The organism is Amycolatopsis sp. NPDC114478, assembly GCF_055633805.1.
The window spans coordinates 12,504-29,847 of the sequence record NZ_JBVKDO010000015.1; the positions used below are offsets into that span (position 1 = coordinate 12,504).

Sequence of the window (17,344 nt, forward strand, 5' to 3'; positions counted from 1 at the left end):
ACGGACCATCGTGATGAGGTCACAGGATGAACGACGCACTGCAACTCGCCCGGGTGGTGGCCGTCGCCAATGGCGAGTACCACACGCTGGCGACTCTCGCTCGAGCAGTTCCCGACAGTGCCAGCCTCGTGTCCCTGCTGACTGAAGAGCACGGGTTCGACGGGGTGCTCCTGGCAGACCGGAGCCGTGGGCAGCTGCTCGACGAGATGGACCGGACTCTGAAGGAGAGGTCCATGCCGGGCGGATTCCTGATCCTGTTGTGGACCGGCCACGGCATCCGCGGACACGGCGGAAACCTCCGGCTGCTCGGTCGTGCCGGCGTCGACGACGACGTCGAGTTCGCGACAGCCGGGCAGCTGGGGGAGTGGACGGCACGGACCGGCGCGGCTCAGGTGCTCGTCGTCGTCGACTCCTGCTTCTCCGGAGCCGGAGTGCCCGATGCGCTGGGAATGGCGAACGCGGTGCTCTCCGGCCGGGCCGACCCCGGCGCGGCGTGGTTCGGTGTGGTGGCGTCGGCGCGGGGGGACGAGCTGTCCCGCAGTGGGGCCATGGCTCGCGAACTCGCTCGGCTGCTGACCGATGGTCCCACCGACCCGACATTGCGGCTTCGCTGGAACGCCTACGACGCCAGGGTCCGGGGGGACGACCTGATCGATGCGCTGGTGAAGGAGTGGGGTGAACCTCGGCATTCGCCGCAGCAGGCGTGCACCGGCAACGCCTGGCCGATGCTGAACAACCCTTTGTACCGCCCCCAGGCCAGTCACATCGTTGTCGAACACCTTCTCCAGGCGGCTCGAGGTGGCTCGACAGTTGAGCTGTTCTTCACCGGTCGTGAAGAGGTTCTGGCACCGATCGTCACATGGATGTGTGCTCGTCGCCCGGGAACGTGGGTTGTGACCGGACCCGCCGGGTCGGGGAAGTCGGCCATCCTGGGACGGCTCGTGAGCCTTTCCGTTCCGGTGGAACGCGCACGTCTGGTCGCAGAAGGCTTGCCGGACGATCTCGACCCGGGCGAGTCGAGTGTGTCCGCGCACATCCACATGCGTGGGTTGGACACCAAGGGCGCAGCCGAGATCTTGGCTGTACAGCTGGGGCTCGCAGACGACGCCAGCGTCTACGACATCCTCGCCTACGCCGGGCGTCGCCGCATTGCCGGAACACCACTGGTGGTCGTCATGGATGGGCTGGACGAAGCGGGCGACCTCAAATGCCGCGATATCGCGGTCAAGCTCGTCGAACCGTTGAGCCGGGAATGCTCGGTGCTGGTCGGCAGCCGGGAGCTCACAGGACTGAACATGGAAGAGCCAGGGCTGTTTGCGTTGCTGGGGGAGACTGCGGGGGTCACCGATCTTGGTACCGAAGTCGAAGCCACGCTGCGCGATGTTCGCCGCTACTCGGAACGTCGGCTGCGAGACCGGTCTCCGGGCATGGATGCAGAGCTGGTGGCTGCGGAGATCGCAGGTTTGGCGAGAGCGGCAGACCCCGGCCGGGAGGGCTCCTTTCTGCTCGCTCGCTTGATCACTTCCCAGCTGAGGCTGAGACCGGTCGACACGTCGAGTGCAGGGTGGCGCGACCAGATCGCGTCCAGCGTGGAAGCCGCGCTCGAAGAAGACCTCCGGGGAACCGTCCTGGCGGTGAATGGGCAGCCTCACCCGACCGCGGCCCGAGAGCTGATGCTCGCACTCGCTTGTGCCCACGGTGCCGGCATGCCCGCAGACGATGTCTGGCCGGCCGTGGCGAGCGCGTTGTCGCCCAGCAAAACCGAGTACAGCCGCGACGACGTCCACGCGTTGCTGCTGGTGCTCGGCCGGCACGTGGTGGCCGGCGCAGTGGGAGATCAGGCTGTGTACCGCGTCGCGCACCAGCGGCTCGTCGACTACTTGCGGCCGATGATCGGTACCGATATGGCCAAGCGGCTGCCTGCGGTGGTGGCCGAACCGGTGGCCGAGGCAGTCGCCGTTCTTTACCGGACGCTGCTTGACCAAGGTCAGACACCGCGGCAGCACGCTTATCTGTGGCGGTACGCGTGGCAACACCTGGCTGACAGCGGACTTGTGGGCATCGAGCTGCTCCGGCCGTTCGCCGAGCTCGATCGTGAAGCTTTCCTGCCGGATCTGGTCGCTGCCCTGGGCGAAGTCGGAACGAGGCTTCACTGGTCAGGTTCGCCCGACACAGCCGTCGGACTCGCCGAAGAGGCGGTGGAACTGAGCCGGGAACTGGGCGATCCCGCCGACCAGGTGATGCACCTCTTCCAGCTCGCGTTCTCCCGTGCCAGCGCGGGAGATCTCGAAGGGGCCGACTCGGCGGCGTCGCAAGCGTCCGAGCTGGCCAGAACTGTCGCCGAAGGACCGCGCGGGAACAGCGCCCTCTCGGCCGCTCTCGCCGGCTATGCGCTGACACAGATGCGCCGGGGGAACTTGGAGTACGCGTCTCAACTTGCCATGGAGGTCGTAGACCTCAACGACAACGCCCCTCCGGAGGCCGCTCTTCCGAACGAATCACTGCTGGCCGGGGCGTGCTTGATGGTGGCGGCCGCCGCTCTCGGCCTCGGTGATCTGAAGAAAGCTGACAAGTTCAGCGAGAGGTCGCTGCATTTGATCGACGATGCCGACGCGCAGCGGACGGACGCACCCCTCTTCGAAGTGCTTCACGTGCGAGCTCAGGTGGAGGCGATCCTGGCGTTGACGAGTGTCGCCGACGGCCCGGAAATTCTGCTTTCGCCGGACTCCGCCACTGCACGCATCGTGGAGCTGTTTCGCGTAGTCGGGGCGCAGCACAACATCGCCGACGTCTACCTGGCGCTGTGCCTGCGAGTGGCAGCCGTGGTCATCTCTTCCGAGGCGAAGCGTGGAATTGTACGCGCGGATCTTCCGGCCCCCCGCGAGTTGCTCGCCGCGGCCATCGAGCTGGCGTCACCGATGGCCCACAGCAGCATCGAAGCGGCACTTGTCGTCGGCCTCAGCTACCTCGCCATAGCCGATGACACGCGCGACCCAGACCGGTCGCTCGCATGTTTGCAGGAGGCGGAACTGCATCTGCGGCGTATAAAATCGAGTAGCTGCGAGGCTTCGACCCAGTTGGGGTTGCTGATCATCCGGCAGGTGAAAGCGTCCCTCGCGAAGTCCGGGAGTGACTTGCCGGACGCCATCAACAGACATCGAGAGGCGGTCGAGCTCCTCGCTGCGGACAACCGTCCCGGTGTGCGCGAACACTACGCCCTTGTCTTGGCCGGCCTGGCGAATCTGCTCGCTATTGCCGGCTCGACAGAGGAAGCGGCCGTGTTCCTGGAGGAGTCGGTTGACCTGGCCCGTGAACTGCTCGACGGGTCGGCGCAGGCCGTGATCCGGCTCATCGGCGCACTGGCCGACTTGGCGGGAGTCTTGGTCACCCGCCGGGCGATGGAGGCGGTCGCTCTCTGTCGCGAAGGGATAAAGCTCGCTGGGGAGTCAGTCTCGGCAGATGCGCGGATCGGTCTCTTGCGGGGGATTTGCGAGAGCAACCTGTGCGCCGGTCTGCTGGCACTCGATCAGCTGGACGAAGCAGGCGAATCAGCAGCCATGGCGATCGAATTGCTCGATGTCGGTGTGAAGTCACCCGCGGTCACCAGCGGCTTGGGTCACGCACTGCTCAACCAGTCCTATGTACAGCTCAAGCTTGGTGAAGCCGAGGCGGCGGTGGAGACCGCCAAGCGCTCGGTGGCGTTGTTCGAAAGTCTCGAGGTGCCGAACAAGAAGGCACTGCTGGCCATGTCCCGGATCAATCTCGGCCGAGCCGAGGTGGCGGCAGGGCTTGGCGCGGACGCCGATTCATTGCTGATGAGCAGCATCAGTGAGCTCAAGAGCCAGGCCGTTCTGGACGATCGGAGCCTCGGCTTTCTGGCGGCGGGACTCGACGCCGCGGGGGCGGAAGCGTGGGAGTCGGCGCTGGACGACTTCACCGACCGGCCCACGGTGCGGATCATGCTGTTGTTGTCGCGGACACGTGGCGTCGAGGATCTCCGGGCAACGGTGAACGACATCCGGGTCGTGATGAGTGATGCCGGCGATGACCCGGATCTGGTACGTGCAATTCGCGACACGGCGAGGATGCGACGTGCCGTAGCCCCGGATTCGTTCGACACCATTTGGGGAGAGGTCGTCGGGCCGGTTCCGAGCTGGCTGACCATCGATCCGATGTTGGGGCAGCACCTCGTTGCCTGGTTCAACACCCCGACCTGGACGAAATCCCGCGACTACCTCACGGCGAACCCGGTGCTGCTCGATCCCGCCACCGACATCCTCTTGGCGGAGATCGGCGCGATGAATGTCGATCAAGAGCTCGTCGCGCAACACCTGAGGTTGCGAGCCGATGCGGTGGAAAGGGGCATCGAGGCGGCCTACCGGACTGTCATCGCGACGACGCTCATCGGCGCGTGGGTCGGCGCGGACGACCCGGAGGCATTTCTGGAGGACCACTACGACGAACTGCTCGGAGCCGACTGTGCTGCCGTGCTGAACGGTTTGCGCGACGAGAACGATCCGGTGGCCAACACCTTGCTCGCACTGCTCGTGCTCACCCGCAGGAACGAGCAATCCGTGGCGTTCCAGGTTCTCGACGACCCGGCCAGCGGCCTTCCGTTGCTGCAGCCGGCCTGGCGAGCCGCGGACGTCGAGCGGCTCGAAGCGCTGGCGCGGCTGTGCAGCTTGGAGAGCGATACGGCCACTGACAGAGACTGGCGGCAGGCGACCGTCGCCTTGGCGATCGCGCACGCGCTCTCGGGTGACTCGGCAACGGCCGCCGAGCTCGCCGCCGCCGTGCGAGTCCAAGCAGATGAGGATGAGCTCGGAACTCTGGTCGGGGCGGTTGCAGATGCCCTGGTCTATCAACCGGGCCATCAGGATGAACTCGTCGGGCTGTTACGGGAGCTTCGCCACGACGGGTGACTGGCGGCGCACGATCACACGGGCAACCTGGCCGGCAGGCCGAAACCCGCGTACATCTTCGGGTCGAGGAAGCCGATGATCTCGGTGACGCGGTCGCCGCGCAGGGTCAGCACGTTCAGGCAGCCGATGCGGAAGACGCCGTCCGGGTGGCGCTGGTAGCACGCGAACGCGAGCTGGCCCGCGGCCCGGACCGGGACCAGCCGCCACGGCGTCGCGAAGACGTTGCCGGCGAGGAAGCGGGCGACGTTGTCGCGGCCGTCGAACCACGCGGGCAGCGGGGGCATCGTGAAGCGGGCGTCTTCGGCGAGCAGTTCCAGTAGCGCCGGGACGTCCGCGCGTTCCCACGCCGCGACGAAGTCCGCCACCAGCGCGCGTTCCGCTTCCTCGCCGAGGGCGCGCAGCGTCGCCTGCTGGCTCTGCGCCGGCGCGTGCTCGTCGAGGGTCTTGCGCGCCCGCTGCAGCGCGCTGTTCACCGAAGCGACCGACGTGCCGAGTGCTTCGGCGACTTCCGCGGCCGAGAACGCGAGCACCTCGCGCAGGATCAGCACTGCCCGCTGCGTGCCGGGCAGGTGCTGCAGGGCGGCGATGAACGCCAGTTCGACGCTTTCGCGGAGCTCGAAACGGCGCTGCGGGTCCCAGTCGTCCTCGGGGTACGGCTCGACGAACGCCTCGCCGTCGACCGGGTCGGCGAGCGCGTCACCGGGGTTCGCCGCGGGGTGGAAGTCGCGGGGCAGCAAGCGTTTCGGCCGTTGCTTGATCAAGCGCAGGCAGGCGTTCGTGGCGATCCGGTAGAGCCACGCGCGCACCGAGCTGCGTCCCTCGAACCCGGGCAGCCCGCGCCACGCGCCGAGCAACGCTTCCTGCAGCGCGTCTTCGGCGTCGTGCAGGGCGCCGAGCATCCGGTAACAGTGCGCGCGCAGCTCGCTCTGGTAGGGCCGCACGAGCCGGTCGAACGCGCCGCGATCCGCGCGCCGCGCCGCTTCGAGGAGGTCGGCTTCGGTGTCCATACGCGCATCCTGCCCGATGGTCAGCCGAGCTCGCGCTGCATCAGCAGGGTGTCGAGCCAGCGGCCGTGCTTGAACCCGACGCGCCGCAGCACACCGGCGTCGGCGAAACCGGCGGCGTGGTGCAGGTTCCGCGACGCGGGGTTGCCGGAGTCGACGACGACCGCGATCGCCTGCCGGGCCCCGGCTTTCGCGCACCGCTCGAGCAGTTCGTCCAGCAGCCGCCGGCCGTGTCCGTGCCCGGCGGCCTCGGGTGCCAGGTAGATCGTCGTCTCCACCGTGTGCCGGTAGGCGGGCTTCGGCCGCCACGGCGCGGCGTACGCGAAGCCGTCGACCTTCGTCCCGCGCAGGACGAGGAACGGCAGGTCGCTGCCGCGGATCTTCGCGCGCCACTGGTCCGCGGCCGGCGGCGTTGTCTCGAACGTGAAGACCGAGTCGGTGACGTAGGGCGCGAAGACCGCCGCGATGCCCTCGGCGTCAGCCTCGGCGGCCTCCTCTATAGTGGACATGACAGGTATTATAGAGGAATGATCGATCCGGGTGTCCTCGGCCGCCGCCTGCACGACCTGCGGGCCGACCGCGGCCTGGCGCTCAGTGCGCTGGCCGCGCGGGCGTCCGTGAGCGTGAGCATGCTGTCGGCGATCGAGCGCGGCGAGAAGACGCCGACGGTGGTGGTGCTGTCCCGCATCGCCGACGGTCTGGGGCTGTCGCTGTCGCGGCTGCTGGCCGATCTGGAGTCGGACCGGGTGATCGTCCGCCGCGCGGCGGAGCAGGACCACGTCGCGGAGCCGGGTGGCTGGCACCGCACGATCCTGACGCCGGTGGTCCCCGGGGTGAACTTCGAGTGGATCCGGACCACGTTGCCGGCCGGGTGCGACGCGGGGACTTTCCCGGCGTACGCGGCGGGTTCGCACGAGTTCGTCGCGGTCGAAGCCGGGACGCTGTGGCTGGGTGTCGGCGCGGCCGAGTACGTCCTGACGGCGGGGGATTCGGCCTACTTCCCGGCGGACGAGCCGCATTCGTACGCCAACCGCGGCGACGAGCCGTGCTCGTACCACGTCGCGGCGCTGGTGATGCGCTCGCGCTTGACTCATCCGATCACTTCCTCCTAGCCTGATTTCGCGCATTCCCGATCCGCCGTCGGAACACCGCGTGGTGTTTCTGTCGTTACTAGGAAAGGGAGCATCCGTGAGCAGACCGTTGAGCCGTCGTCGGGCCGTCACCTGGGGAGCGGCGGCGGGCGCCGCGCTGCCATTCATCGGATCTCCGTCCGCCGGGGCGCAGGAGCTGGCCGCGGACGGCCGCGTCTTCGACGTCACGAAGTTCGGCGCCAAGGGCGACGGCCGCGCCATCGACACCGCCGCGATCAACCGCGCGATCGACGCGGCCGCGACCCGCGGCGGGACCGTGTACTTCCCGGCCGGCACGTACGCGAGCTATTCGATCCACCTCAAGAGCAACGTGGCGTTGTACCTGGCGGCGAATTCGACGATCCTCGCGGCCGTCCCGGCCGGCGGAAAGGGGTACGACCCCGCCGAGCCGGGCGCGGGCAACCCGTACCAGGACTTCGGGCACAGCCACTGGCACAACAGCCTGATCTGGGGCGAGAACCTGGAGAACGTCACCATCGAGGGGCCGGGCAAGATCGACGGCAAGGGCCTCGTCGCGGGCGGCAGCGCGGAGTCCGCGCCGCTCAACGGCAACAAGGCGATCGCGCTCAAGCTGTGCCGCAACGTCGCGATCCGCGACATCACGATCGTCAACGGCGGCCACTTCGGCATCCTCCCGACCGGCGTCGACAACTTCCGCATCGACGGCCTGGTGATCGACACCAACCGCGACGGCATCAACATCGACTGCTGCAAGAACGTCCGGATCGCCAACACGACGGTGAACTCGCCCAACGACGACGCGATCGTGCTGAAGAGCTCGTACGCGCTGAACCGGGTGCGGGACACGGAAAACGTCACGATCGACAACTGCTTCGTCAGCGGCTACGACCTCGGGACGCTGATCGACGGCACGTTCAAGACGTCGCCGTCGTACGGGCGGACCGGCCGCGTCAAGTTCGGCACGGAGGCGAACGGCGGGTTCCGCAACATCGCGATCTCGAACGTGGTGTTCGAGCACTGCCGCGGCCTGGCGCTGGAGACGGTGGACGGCGGCTGGCTGGAGGACGTGACGGTCAGCAACCTGACGATGCGCAACGTCCAGATGCCGCTGTTCCTCAGACTGGGCGCGCGGATGCGCGGCCCGGCGGGCATCCCGGTCGGCTTCCTGCGCCGGGTGAGCATCAGCGACGTCACGACGGTCGACGCGGACCCGCGGTACCCGTCGTGCCTCGCGGGCATCCCCGGCCACCCGATCGAGGACGTCAAGCTGAGCAACATCCGCCACCACCTGGCGGGCGGCCTGACCCCGGGCGACGCGGTCCAGAACCCACCCGAACTGGAGACGGCGTACCCGGAGCCGTCGATGTTCGGCACGCTCCCGGCGTACGGGTTCTTCATCCGCCACGCGCGCGGAATCAGCCTGGACAATGTGGACGTCAGATTCGCGGCGACCGGCACGCGCCCGGCGTTCGTGGCGCGCGACGTCGCGGATTTGGACGTGCACCATTGCCGCGCGGACAAGGTGGCGGGAACGCCGACGTTCGTCTTGGACGGCGTGGACGACTTCCGGGTGAGCGACGGGCGCCCGGTCCCGGAGGCCAAGGTGGAGCACGCGGACCACGAGGAGTTGTAGGACCGTCCGGCCGGGCCCCGGCGCCGCCGCGGGACCCGGCCGGTTCAGCCCATATCGTTGGCTTGTCCGGGCGACGATCCCTCGCCGCACGACCACCCGCCGCGCGGACCTCGGCGCCGCACTGCGATCCGGCGACAACGACCGGACGGCGATTACCGTCGCGGCCTCTTCGGCGACCGAATCGCTGTGCGATTCGAACTCGTCGAGGAGGCCGCAAGCGCCGTACGCATCCGATCCGCCTCTCACCAGCGAGTCGACTCTCACTGTCGAGCCGACGCTGGCGATCTCCGTGGCCGCCGCCGCAACCACCAAGAAGGCGCCGGTGCGCAAGACGCCGACCCGGAAGCCGCCGCAATACGGCTACCAGTGCCGGGACGGCGACGAAACCAAGTACGACGTCTGCGCCGGCCACAAAGCGTGGGTCGACGGACAACGGGAGTTCACCGACTGCCTCGACGGCGGCGGTACCTGGGACGTCGACACGCAGCGGTGCGTACGCCCCTGACCTCAGCGGCCCCGGAGGTCCGGGCGGGCCAAACCGACGCCCGCCAACGCGATCAGCGCCACCGCCACGACCGCGACGATCACCTCCAGCACCGGCACCCGGGCCGCGGTCGTCGTCAACGTGATGATGCTCGACACCAACAGCAGCACGCCCGCCGCCAGACTGAGCCAGCACAGCGGGGCCGTCCTCGGGATCACGTGCCAACGGGTCTGCCCGGCCATCGCGCCTCCTCGTTCGGTTGACTTCCCGAAGCTGCCCCGATCGCGTGTCGATCAAACCGGTGAGCCGCCGACACGGAGTTGTCGCGTTCCTGCCAGCATCCGCGCACCGACGCCGGTCTACCCCGTCTCATGATCAACTCTCCGCGCAGCCGGTGGCCCGCCGTCGTGGCCGTGACCGTCGGGATCTTCGCCATCGTCACGACCGAGATCCTGCCGATCGGCCTGCTGAACCCGATCGCCGGAGACTTCGGCCTCGCGGCCGGGACGGCCGGCTGGACCATGACCGTCCCCGGCTTCGTCGCCGCCGTCGCCGCGCCGGTCGTCACCGTCGGCACCGGGCGGCTCGACCGGCGCACCATGCTGGCCGCGCTGATGCTGCTGCTCGCGGCCGCCGGGTTCCTCGCCGCGGCCGCGCCCACCTTCGCGGTCCTGCTCGTCGCCCGCTTCCTCGTCGGGCTCGTCATCGGCGGCTTCTGGTCGATCGGTTCGGGCTTGGCGCCCCGCCTCGTCGGGACGGCCGCCGCCGGCCGGGCGACCTCCGTGATCTTCTCCGCGGTCCCGCTCGGCTCGGTGCTCGGCGTCCCGCTGGGCACCCTCGTCGGGCAGCTCGCCGGGTGGCGGACGGCCTTCCTCGTGCTCGGCCTTCTCGCCCTCGGTACCGCCGCCGCCCTCCGGCTCGTGACACCGCCCCTGCCCGCGACCGGAGCGACCCGCCCGACCGTCCTGAAAGGACTGCTGACCCGACGCGGAGTCCGAAGTGGACTCGCGGTGACCTTCCTCGTCGTGCTGGCCCACTTCGGCACCTACACCTACGTCACGCCGCTGCTGCGGGACGTCGTCCGCCCGGAGGTGCTCAGCGGCTACCTCCTCGTCTACGGCGCCGCCGGGATCGCGGGCACCTTCCTGGCGGGAATGAACCGGCTGAACTTCACCACCGCGGCGATCCTCATCGCGCTCGCGACCGTGCTCCTGCCGCACGCCGGCCCGATCGGCGCGCTCGCGCTTCTCGTGGTGTGGGGTGTCGCCTACGGCGCCGTGCCGGTCTGCTCCCAAGCCTGGTTCGCCCGGGCGGCGCCGGACGCCCCGGAGGCGGCGACCGTCCTGTTCACCGCATCCTTTCAGGCGACGATCTCCGCCGGCGCGCTGGCCGGCGGCTTCGTGGTCGACGCCGTCTCCGTGCCGGCTGTCATGACCGCCGGAGGTGTGGTGGCCCTCGCCGGGGCGGCGGTGGTTCAGGGAACGCGGCGCACGGAAGCCCCAGCCCGCAGCGCCCGCGGGATCTCGGCGACCTCGTCGACGACCTCCAGCAGCCGGGCCAGGTCCTCCGCCGACGCCGGCGAGTCCAGCTCGACTGAGTAGGTGATGCCGGTCGACGCCCACGTCGTCGGGTCGAAGCCGCCCGAAGCCGTCACCCGGACGCCGGCCAGCTCGATCTCCAGCCCGTCCGCCTCGCGGTACACGTCGTTCAGGACGCACCCCGCCGCCGCGAGGCTCAGCAGGTGGCCGCCGGTGAACTCCGTCTCCACGCCGACCCCCTCGGACGTCCAGCGGTGCGAAAAATGCACGCCCGTTCCGCCGCGCAGGGTGCCGGCGCCGGCCACGACCTCGAATGCCATGGGAACAGTCTTGACGTTCCGTTGGCCGGAACACAAGGCTGTTCCGCTCGCCCCGCCCGGTGCGACGGTCGACGGCATGGCTCCCGTGAAAGCGGCGATCGTCGGCCCCGGCAACATCGGCACCGATTTGCTGGCGAAGCTGCGACGCAGCGAAGTGATCGAAGTCGGTTACGTGGTCGGCGTGGTCGAGTCCGACGGGCTCGAACGCGCCCGCGCGCTGGGAATCGAGGCCTCCGCCGAGGGCGTCGACTGGCTGCTGCGCCAGGATCCCCTGCCGGAGCTGGTGTTCGAGGCGACATCGGCGAAGGCGCACGCCGCCAACGCCCCGCGTTACGAAGAAGCCGGCATCCAGGCGATCGACCTCACCCCGGCGCACCTCGGCCCGATGGTGTGCCCGCCGGTGAACCTCGGCGCGCACCTCGACGCGCCGAACGTCTCGATGATCACCTGCGGCGGACAGGCCACGATTCCCATGGTGCACGCGGTTTCCCGCGTGACGCCGGTGCCGTACGCGGAGATCGTCGCGTCGGTGGCTTCGCGCGGCGCGGGACCCGGCACCCGCGCGAACATCGACGAGTTCACGCGCACGACGTCCAGCGCCGTCGCCGAAGTCGGCGGCGCCGGGCGCGGCAAGGCGATCATCATCCTCAACCCCGTCGAGCCGCCGATGATCATGCGCGACACCGTGTTCTGCGCGATCGGGCCCGACGCCGACCGCGACGCGATCACCGCATCCATCCACGAAATGGCCGAAGAAGTCCGGAAGTACGTGCCCGGCTACACACTGCGCGCGGACCCGCAGTTCGACGACGCGCGCGAGGAGTGGGACGGCAACGCGCGGGTCGGGATCTTCCTCGAGGTCCGCGGCAACGGCGACTACCTGCCCGAGTACGCCGGGAACCTCGACATCATGACCGCCGCGGCCGCCCGCGTCGGTGAACTCATGGCGCGCGCGAAGCAGGAGGTGCCCGCGTGACCCGGCCGGAACTCAAGCACGACGTCCGGATCGTCGACACGACGCTGCGCGACGGCAGCCACGCGATGGCGCACCGCTTCACCGAACAGCAGGTTCGCGACACCGTGCGCGCGCTGGACCGCGCCGGCGTCGAGGTCATCGAGGTGACCCACGGCGACGGCCTCGGCGGCTCGTCGTTCACCTACGGCTTCTCCGCCGTCGACGAGCTGAAACTGATCTCGGCGGCCCGCGAAGAGGCGAAGCAGGCGAAGATCGCCGTGCTGCTCGTGCCGGGGATCGGGACGGCTGAAGACCTCCAGCGCGCGTTCGACGCGGGCGCGGAGATGGTGCGGGTGGCGACGCACTGCACCGAGGCCGACGTCTCGCCGCAGCACTTCGGATTGGCGCGCGAGCTCGGCATGGAGACCGCCGGGTTCCTGATGATGGCGCACCGGACGCCGCCGGAAGACCTCGCGAAGCAGGCGCGGATCATGGTCGACGCGGGCTGCCAGGCGGCGTACGTGACGGACTCGGCGGGCGCGCTGCTGATGCACGAAGCCCGCGCGCGGTTCGAGGCGCTGGTCGCGGAAGTCGGCGACACGGCGTGGGTCGGCTACCACGGCCACCAGAACCTCTCGCTCGGCGTCGCGAACTCCGTCCTGGCGTACGAGGCCGGGGTCCGCTACATCGACGGATCGCTGTGCGCACTCGGCGCGGGCGCCGGGAACTCGCCGACCGAGGTGCTCACGGCGGTGTTCGACCGGCTCGACATCGACACGGGCCTCGACGTCGGCGGCCTGCTCGACGCGGCCGAGGAGGTCGTCCGCCCGTACCTGAACCGCTGGCCGAAGATGGACCGCAACGCGATCGTCCAGGGCTGGGCCGGGGTGTATTCGAGCTTCCTGCTGCACGCCGAGCGCGCGGCGGAGCGGTACGGCGTGCCGGCGCAGGCGATCTTGCGCCGCTGCGGCGAGCTCGCGCTCGTCGGCGGCCAGGAAGACATGATCATCGACGTGGCGGTGACGCTGGCCGCCGAGGGCTAAGCCGCGAACCGGTCGAGCGCGGCGAGCTTCCAGTCGCGCTTGACGTCGCTCCCGCGGTGCCCCGAGTGGTCGTCGACGAGCAACTGCGCGCCCGGCCACGCCTCGGCCAGCTCGACCGCCGTGGTCACCGGGCAGCTGAGGTCGAGCCGGCCGTGGATGAGCACGCCCGGGATGCCCGCCAGGCGCCCCGCGTCGCGGATCACCGCGCCCTCCGCGAGCCACCCCGCGTTCGCGTAGTAATGCGTCGTGAGGCGGACGAACGCGTGCGCGGCCTCGTCGACCGGCGCGTCGCTCACCGGGGGCGCGCCGGGTTCGAGGGACAGGACCACCTCTTCCCACCGGTACCACGCGGCCGCCGCGCGCTGCCGCACCGCCGGGTCGGGGTCGGCCATCAGCCGCGCGTACGCGGCGACGTCGTCCTCGGCGCCCAAGCTGAACCGCGCCCACTCCTCGGGGAAGAACCGGCGCACCCCGCCGTAGAGCCAGTCGATCTCCGACCGGCGCGTCGTGCTGATCGCGCTCACCACGATCTCCGAGACCCGCTCCGGGAACCGCTCGGCGTACACGAGCGCGAGCGTCGTGCCCCACGAGCCGCCGGTCACCAGCCAGCGCTCGATGCCCAGGTGCTCGCGCAGCTTTTCCAGATCGGCCACCAGGTGGTCGGTCGTGTTGGCGCGCACCGACGCCGTCGCGTGCGGCGTGCTCCGGCCGCAGCCGCGCTGGTCGAGCAGGACGACCCGGTAGCGGGCGGGGTCGAACGGCCGCGCCATGCCCGGCGCGCTGCCCTGGCCCGGGCCGCCGTGCAGGACGACCGCGGGCTTGCCGGCCGGGTTCCCGTAGGTCTCCCAGTGGACGCGGTGGCCGTCGCCGACGTCGAGGAGCCCGTGGTCGTAAGGCTCGGTCAACGGGTACAGCTCGGCCATCTCCGGTGTCCTCTTTCGGTCGACGTCCGGTCTTGACCGGTTCGCGGTTCGCTCCCGGCCGCCAGAATCGGTCCCGATGATCATTCCACTTCTGCTGAGGGGACTTCGATGAAACGCAGGATCTTCGCCGCTGCGGTCGCCTGCGCGGCCACGTTCGCCGGGCTGCTGGGCGCCGCTCCGGCGGCCCAGGCGGCGACGGCGGTGACGTTCACCCCGCGCACGGTGACCTCGCCGCACGAGACGCAGTACGTCGCCGCGCTGGGCTCGGTGCAGCTGTCGATGACGGCGAACCAGACCGCGTATGTCTACTCGACGCTGCGCGCGAACAACGCGTCGAACACGACGCTGATCGACAACGAGGTCCGGTGTTCGAGCACGAGCGGCTGGACGAAGAACGAGGTGCTCGGGCAGAACGTCATCATCGCGAGCGCCACCGGCACCCCGGCTTCGCTGCGGGACATCAACGTCACGACGCGGTTCCTCGTCCACCCGGGCGCGGCGGGCACCGTCACGTGCACGACGTACCTGCGCAGCGCGAACCTCGGGCTGGGCAACTCGACCTTGAACCTGGCGAGCGGCGAGCTGAAGTTCGCGGACACGAGCGTCGCGAACACGACTGCCGGCACGCCGCCGCAGGCCGACGACGGGGATACGCCTCCCGGGCGTGTCATCGGCCTCAGCTCCGCGGCCCCGACGGTCCGCGAGCCGGCTTCGGGCACCTTCGAGATGGCGCCGGTGACCGGGCTGAGCGTATTCGGCGACATGGAACTGATGGCCTGCTACCCCGAACCGACGGGCGGCTGCCCGCTGAACAGCATGACCGCGCGGGTGACGCTGTTCGTCAACCAGTGGAAGGCCGACGGCACGCTGTGCAAGTCGGACGCCTCGTCGAGCGTGACGGCGCTGGTCCGCCGCGACGTCCACCACTACGTCGTCCCGCTCAACACCCGCTTCACGGCGGCGACGGGCAACGGCTGCGCGCCGAAGTTCAACTTCTACGTGAAGACGGACTGGGTGAGCGGCTCGACGGGCGCGGTCCAGCTGGCGTCGGGCGGTCTACCCGACGCGTCCGGCTCGACGGTGAAGCACTACGACGCGATGAGCCACGCCTTCGCGGTCGCTTACTGAAACCCTGGGGGCGCGTCGGTTTCCCGGCGCGCCCCTCGGCGTCAGGCGGGCTCGCCGAACCAGCGGTGCAGCGAGTCGGCCAGGCCGGTCGTCGCGCCGTCCTCGCGGGCCCAGGCGATGTAGCCGTCCGGCCGGACCAGGACCCCGGTGAGGGACGGCTCGTCGACGCACTTAGCCGTCAACGTCGTGACGTGGCCGGTCCAGCCGCGCGCGGTTTCGCGCAGCTCAGCGTTCTCGGCGAGGTCGAGCAGGAGCGCCTTGCCGTCCTGCAGGTGCTCTCCGAGCCGGGTGCCGTCGGCGAACGCGAAGTCGGGCGCGCCGCGGCCGGTGAGGTCGTGCTCGCCGTCGATCGGGTACCGGTGCAGGACGCCGGACAGCTTCTTCGCCAGGTAGGTCGCGCCGTCGTCGGTGAGCAGCAGGTCGGTGACGATCTGGCGCAGCGCCTTCGTCCGGACGTCGCTGCGCATCAGCGCGACCTGCGCCCGGGTCCACTCGAGGACCCACTCGCCGATCGGGTGCCGTTCGGTCGTGTAGGTGTCGAGCAGGCCGTCCGGGGCGGTGCCGTGGATGGTCGCGGCGAGCTTCCAGCCGAGGTTGACGGCGTCGCCGATGCCGAGGTTGAGGCCCTGCCCGCCGAAGGGGGAGTGGACGTGCGCGGCGTCGCCGGCCAGCAGCACGCGGCCCTGGCGGTAGGTGGTCGCCTGCCGCGCGTTGTCGGTGAACCGCGTCGCGCTGTGCACCTTGGTCACCCGGATGTCGGCGCCGGAGACGCGCCGGAAGCTTTCTTCGAGCTCCTCGGCGGTGATCGGGGTGTGCCGGTCCTCGGGCGGCCCGTCGAACTCGACGGTCAGCATCCGGCCGGGCATCGGCCCGTGGACGTAGAGGCCGCCGTTGCCGTGCTGCCAGCCCGCGGGGAGCGCGTCGGCGCCGGTGAGCTCGGCGAGCGCCTGCCGTCCGGTGATGGCGGGCTCGGTCCCGGGGAACTCGAACCCGGCCTGCTTGCGCACGAAGCTGCGCCCGCCGTCGGCGCCGACGAGCCAGCCGGCGCTGATTTCGCTTCCGTCACCGAGCCGCACGGTCACGCCGTCGTCGCCGGCGTCGAACCCGGTCACCTCGACCCCGCGCCGGATCTCGGCCCCGAGCTCGAGGGCGCGCGCGGCGAGGACCGCTTCGACGGCCTGCTGCTGGATCACGACGACCCGGGAGGCGGGCCCGACCTCGCGGAAGGCCGGGTCGTCGAAGTGGACCCCGCTGGAGGCGACCATGATCCCGGCGAAGTGCCCCACCGGGATCGTGCCCTTCGGCCCGCCACCGCCGCGTGACTTCATGAACGCCTCGATCTGCTTGGCGTTCTGCCGCACGATTTCGTCCACCGCGGGCAGCAGGCCCCGGCGGTAGAAGGCCTCGGCGGTCGTCAGGTTGACCGCCCCGGCCTTGATCGTCAGGTCGGGCTCGCTGAGCCGCTCGACGACCAGCACGTTCACGTTCCTCAGCCGGAGTTCGCAGGCGAGCATCAACCCGACCGGTCCGCCCCCGGAGATCACCACATCCGTGTTCATGGCTCCGATGGTGCCCCGAAACTTTTATCGAGTCAAACTTTATGCCCGGTCTATACTCTCGGCTTATGGCGGATCACGGACTGCGCGAGCGCAAGAAGCGGGCCACCCGCGCGCTGATCTCGAACGTGGCCACGGGCCTGTTCATCGAGCGCGGCTTCGAGGAGGTGACGGTGGCCGAGATCGCCGAGGCGGCGGGCGTGTCGAAGATGACGGTGTTCAACTACTTCCCCCGCAAGGAGGACTTGTTCCTCGACCGCCACGCGGACCGGCTCGCAGAGCTGACCGACGTGGTCCGTTCCCGCCCGGTCGGGGTGTCGCCGGTGGCCGCGTTGCGCGCGCACCAGCACGCGCTGCTGGCTTCGGGGCACCCGCTGTCGGGCGCCATCACCGGCGGCCCGGGGTTCTGGTGGGTGCTGACGTCGAGTCCGGCGTTGATGGCCCGCTGGTACGAGCAGGAGCGGGAGATCGCTTCGGCGTTCGCGGAGGTGTTCGTCGCGGAGACGGGCGAGGTGTTTAGGTCCCGGATGGTGGCGGCCCTGTTGACATCGGCGATCACGACGGTGTTCGCGCACGCGATGGAGCGGATCATCGCGGGGGAGGACGCGGATCTCGTGCGGCGGGAGCAGGTCGCGGTGATCGACCAGGCCTTCGACCTGGTGGAACAGGGAGTGGGCGACTTTCCGGAAGTGGCGGGCTGACGAACTTCAAGGGCATCTACTGGAT

At 69.8% G+C, this 17,344-nt stretch carries 14 protein-coding genes and 1 pseudogene; 9 read left to right on the forward strand and 6 right to left on the reverse strand.

Annotated elements, in window-relative coordinates; all coding sequences use genetic code 11:
- The first annotated feature begins 26 nt into the window (after window positions 1–26).
- On the forward strand, window positions 27–4,922 hold the full coding sequence (locus ACZ7OH_RS34035; RefSeq protein ID WP_470284596.1) for a hypothetical protein: 4,896 nt from the start codon (window positions 27–29) through the stop codon (window positions 4,920–4,922).
- A gap of 14 nt (window positions 4,923–4,936) precedes the next feature.
- Here ACZ7OH_RS34035 and ACZ7OH_RS34040 read toward each other — a convergent pair whose 3' ends face one another.
- On the reverse strand, window positions 4,937–5,929 hold the full coding sequence (locus ACZ7OH_RS34040) for a sigma-70 family RNA polymerase sigma factor (protein WP_470284597.1): 993 nt from the start codon (window positions 5,927–5,929) through the stop codon (window positions 4,937–4,939).
- 20 nt (window positions 5,930–5,949) lie between these two features.
- Window positions 5,950–6,435 carry a GNAT family N-acetyltransferase gene (locus ACZ7OH_RS34045; protein WP_470284598.1) on the reverse strand — a complete coding sequence of 162 codons (486 nt, stop codon included), beginning with the start codon at window positions 6,433–6,435 and terminating at the stop codon, window positions 5,950–5,952.
- A gap of 18 nt (window positions 6,436–6,453) precedes the next feature.
- Here ACZ7OH_RS34045 and ACZ7OH_RS34050 point away from each other — a divergent pair, with 18 nt between their 5' ends.
- The 3 genes from ACZ7OH_RS34050 (at window position 6,454) to ACZ7OH_RS34060 (ending at window position 9,176) form a co-directional block, all read left to right on the forward strand.
- Window positions 6,454–7,038 carry a helix-turn-helix domain-containing protein gene (locus ACZ7OH_RS34050; RefSeq protein WP_470284599.1) on the forward strand — a complete coding sequence of 195 codons (585 nt, stop codon included), beginning with the start codon at window positions 6,454–6,456 and terminating at the stop codon, window positions 7,036–7,038.
- Window positions 7,039–7,174: 136 nt separating this feature from the next.
- Complete coding sequence (locus ACZ7OH_RS34055; protein ID WP_470284785.1) at window positions 7,175–8,671, forward strand: rhamnogalacturonidase; 1,497 nt, start codon at window positions 7,175–7,177, stop codon at window positions 8,669–8,671.
- Between the two features lie 289 nt (window positions 8,672–8,960).
- Window positions 8,961–9,176: a hypothetical protein gene (locus ACZ7OH_RS34060; RefSeq protein WP_470284600.1), complete on the forward strand. Its 216-nt coding sequence runs from the start codon at window positions 8,961–8,963 to the stop codon at window positions 9,174–9,176.
- Window positions 9,177–9,178: 2 nt separating this feature from the next.
- Here the strand turns inward: ACZ7OH_RS34060 and ACZ7OH_RS34065 are convergent, their stop codons facing one another.
- The gene (locus ACZ7OH_RS34065; protein ID WP_470284601.1) at window positions 9,179–9,397 is read right to left on the reverse strand and encodes a hypothetical protein; all 219 of its coding nucleotides are present in this window, start codon (window positions 9,395–9,397) and stop codon (window positions 9,179–9,181) included.
- A gap of 129 nt (window positions 9,398–9,526) precedes the next feature.
- Here ACZ7OH_RS34065 and ACZ7OH_RS34070 point away from each other — a divergent pair, with 129 nt between their 5' ends.
- A complete protein-coding gene (locus ACZ7OH_RS34070) occupies window positions 9,527–10,756 on the forward strand; it encodes an MFS transporter (RefSeq protein WP_470284602.1) in 1,230 nt (409 codons plus the stop codon).
- Here the strand turns inward: ACZ7OH_RS34070 and ACZ7OH_RS34075 are convergent.
- Window positions 10,705–11,130: pseudogene (locus ACZ7OH_RS34075) on the reverse strand (hypothetical protein); the annotation flags it as partial. The gene ACZ7OH_RS34070 and the pseudogene ACZ7OH_RS34075 overlap by 52 nt on opposite strands.
- On the opposite strand from ACZ7OH_RS34075, the gene ACZ7OH_RS34080 reads away from it, so the two are divergent.
- Together ACZ7OH_RS34080 and dmpG are read left to right on the forward strand one after the other, a co-directional pair.
- Window positions 11,090–11,989: an acetaldehyde dehydrogenase (acetylating) gene (locus ACZ7OH_RS34080; RefSeq protein WP_470284603.1), complete on the forward strand. Its 900-nt coding sequence runs from the start codon at window positions 11,090–11,092 to the stop codon at window positions 11,987–11,989. The pseudogene ACZ7OH_RS34075 and the gene ACZ7OH_RS34080 overlap by 41 nt on opposite strands.
- A complete protein-coding gene (gene dmpG / locus ACZ7OH_RS34085; RefSeq protein ID WP_470284604.1) occupies window positions 11,986–13,011 on the forward strand; it encodes a 4-hydroxy-2-oxovalerate aldolase in 1,026 nt (341 codons plus the stop codon). The genes ACZ7OH_RS34080 and dmpG overlap by 4 nt, the downstream gene beginning before the upstream one ends.
- Here dmpG and pip read toward each other — a convergent pair.
- Window positions 13,008–13,934 (reverse strand): prolyl aminopeptidase, encoded by a 927-nt coding sequence (pip, locus tag ACZ7OH_RS34090; RefSeq protein ID WP_470284605.1) that lies wholly within the window; start codon window positions 13,932–13,934, stop codon window positions 13,008–13,010. The two genes, dmpG and pip, sit on opposite strands and share 4 nt — an antisense overlap.
- A 108-nt stretch (window positions 13,935–14,042) precedes the next feature.
- Here pip and ACZ7OH_RS34095 point away from each other — a divergent pair, with 108 nt between their 5' ends.
- Complete coding sequence (locus ACZ7OH_RS34095; protein ID WP_470284606.1) at window positions 14,043–15,062, forward strand: hypothetical protein; 1,020 nt, start codon at window positions 14,043–14,045, stop codon at window positions 15,060–15,062.
- 41 nt (window positions 15,063–15,103) lie between these two features.
- Here ACZ7OH_RS34095 and ACZ7OH_RS34100 read toward each other — a convergent pair whose 3' ends face one another.
- Complete coding sequence (locus ACZ7OH_RS34100; protein WP_470284607.1) at window positions 15,104–16,621, reverse strand: FAD-dependent monooxygenase; 1,518 nt, start codon at window positions 16,619–16,621, stop codon at window positions 15,104–15,106.
- 65 nt (window positions 16,622–16,686) lie between these two features.
- Between ACZ7OH_RS34100 and ACZ7OH_RS34105 the strand changes: the two genes are divergently transcribed.
- Window positions 16,687–17,319: a TetR/AcrR family transcriptional regulator gene (locus ACZ7OH_RS34105; RefSeq protein ID WP_470284608.1), complete on the forward strand. Its 633-nt coding sequence runs from the start codon at window positions 16,687–16,689 to the stop codon at window positions 17,317–17,319.
- Window positions 17,320–17,344 lie beyond the last annotated feature (25 nt).

What these genes read in the sequence shown, in the direction of transcription:
- ACZ7OH_RS34035 (WP_470284596.1), top strand. Translation starts at nt 27, where the DNA reads ATGAACGACGCACTGCAACTCGCCCGGGTGGTGGCCGTCGCCAATGGC.
- ACZ7OH_RS34040 (WP_470284597.1), bottom strand. Translation starts at nt 5,929, where the DNA reads ATGGACACCGAAGCCGACCTCCTCGAAGCGGCGCGGCGCGCGGATCGC.
- ACZ7OH_RS34045 (WP_470284598.1), bottom strand. Translation starts at nt 6,435, where the DNA reads ATGTCCACTATAGAGGAGGCCGCCGAGGCTGACGCCGAGGGCATCGCG.
- ACZ7OH_RS34050 (WP_470284599.1), top strand. Translation starts at nt 6,454, where the DNA reads ATGATCGATCCGGGTGTCCTCGGCCGCCGCCTGCACGACCTGCGGGCC.
- ACZ7OH_RS34065 (WP_470284601.1), bottom strand. Translation starts at nt 9,397, where the DNA reads ATGGCCGGGCAGACCCGTTGGCACGTGATCCCGAGGACGGCCCCGCTG.
- ACZ7OH_RS34070 (WP_470284602.1), top strand. Translation starts at nt 9,527, where the DNA reads ATGATCAACTCTCCGCGCAGCCGGTGGCCCGCCGTCGTGGCCGTGACC.
- ACZ7OH_RS34080 (WP_470284603.1), top strand. Translation starts at nt 11,090, where the DNA reads ATGGCTCCCGTGAAAGCGGCGATCGTCGGCCCCGGCAACATCGGCACC.
- pip (WP_470284605.1), bottom strand. Translation starts at nt 13,934, where the DNA reads ATGGCCGAGCTGTACCCGTTGACCGAGCCTTACGACCACGGGCTCCTC.
- ACZ7OH_RS34095 (WP_470284606.1), top strand. Translation starts at nt 14,043, where the DNA reads ATGAAACGCAGGATCTTCGCCGCTGCGGTCGCCTGCGCGGCCACGTTC.
- ACZ7OH_RS34100 (WP_470284607.1), bottom strand. Translation starts at nt 16,621, where the DNA reads ATGAACACGGATGTGGTGATCTCCGGGGGCGGACCGGTCGGGTTGATG.
- ACZ7OH_RS34105 (WP_470284608.1), top strand. Translation starts at nt 16,687, where the DNA reads ATGGCGGATCACGGACTGCGCGAGCGCAAGAAGCGGGCCACCCGCGCG.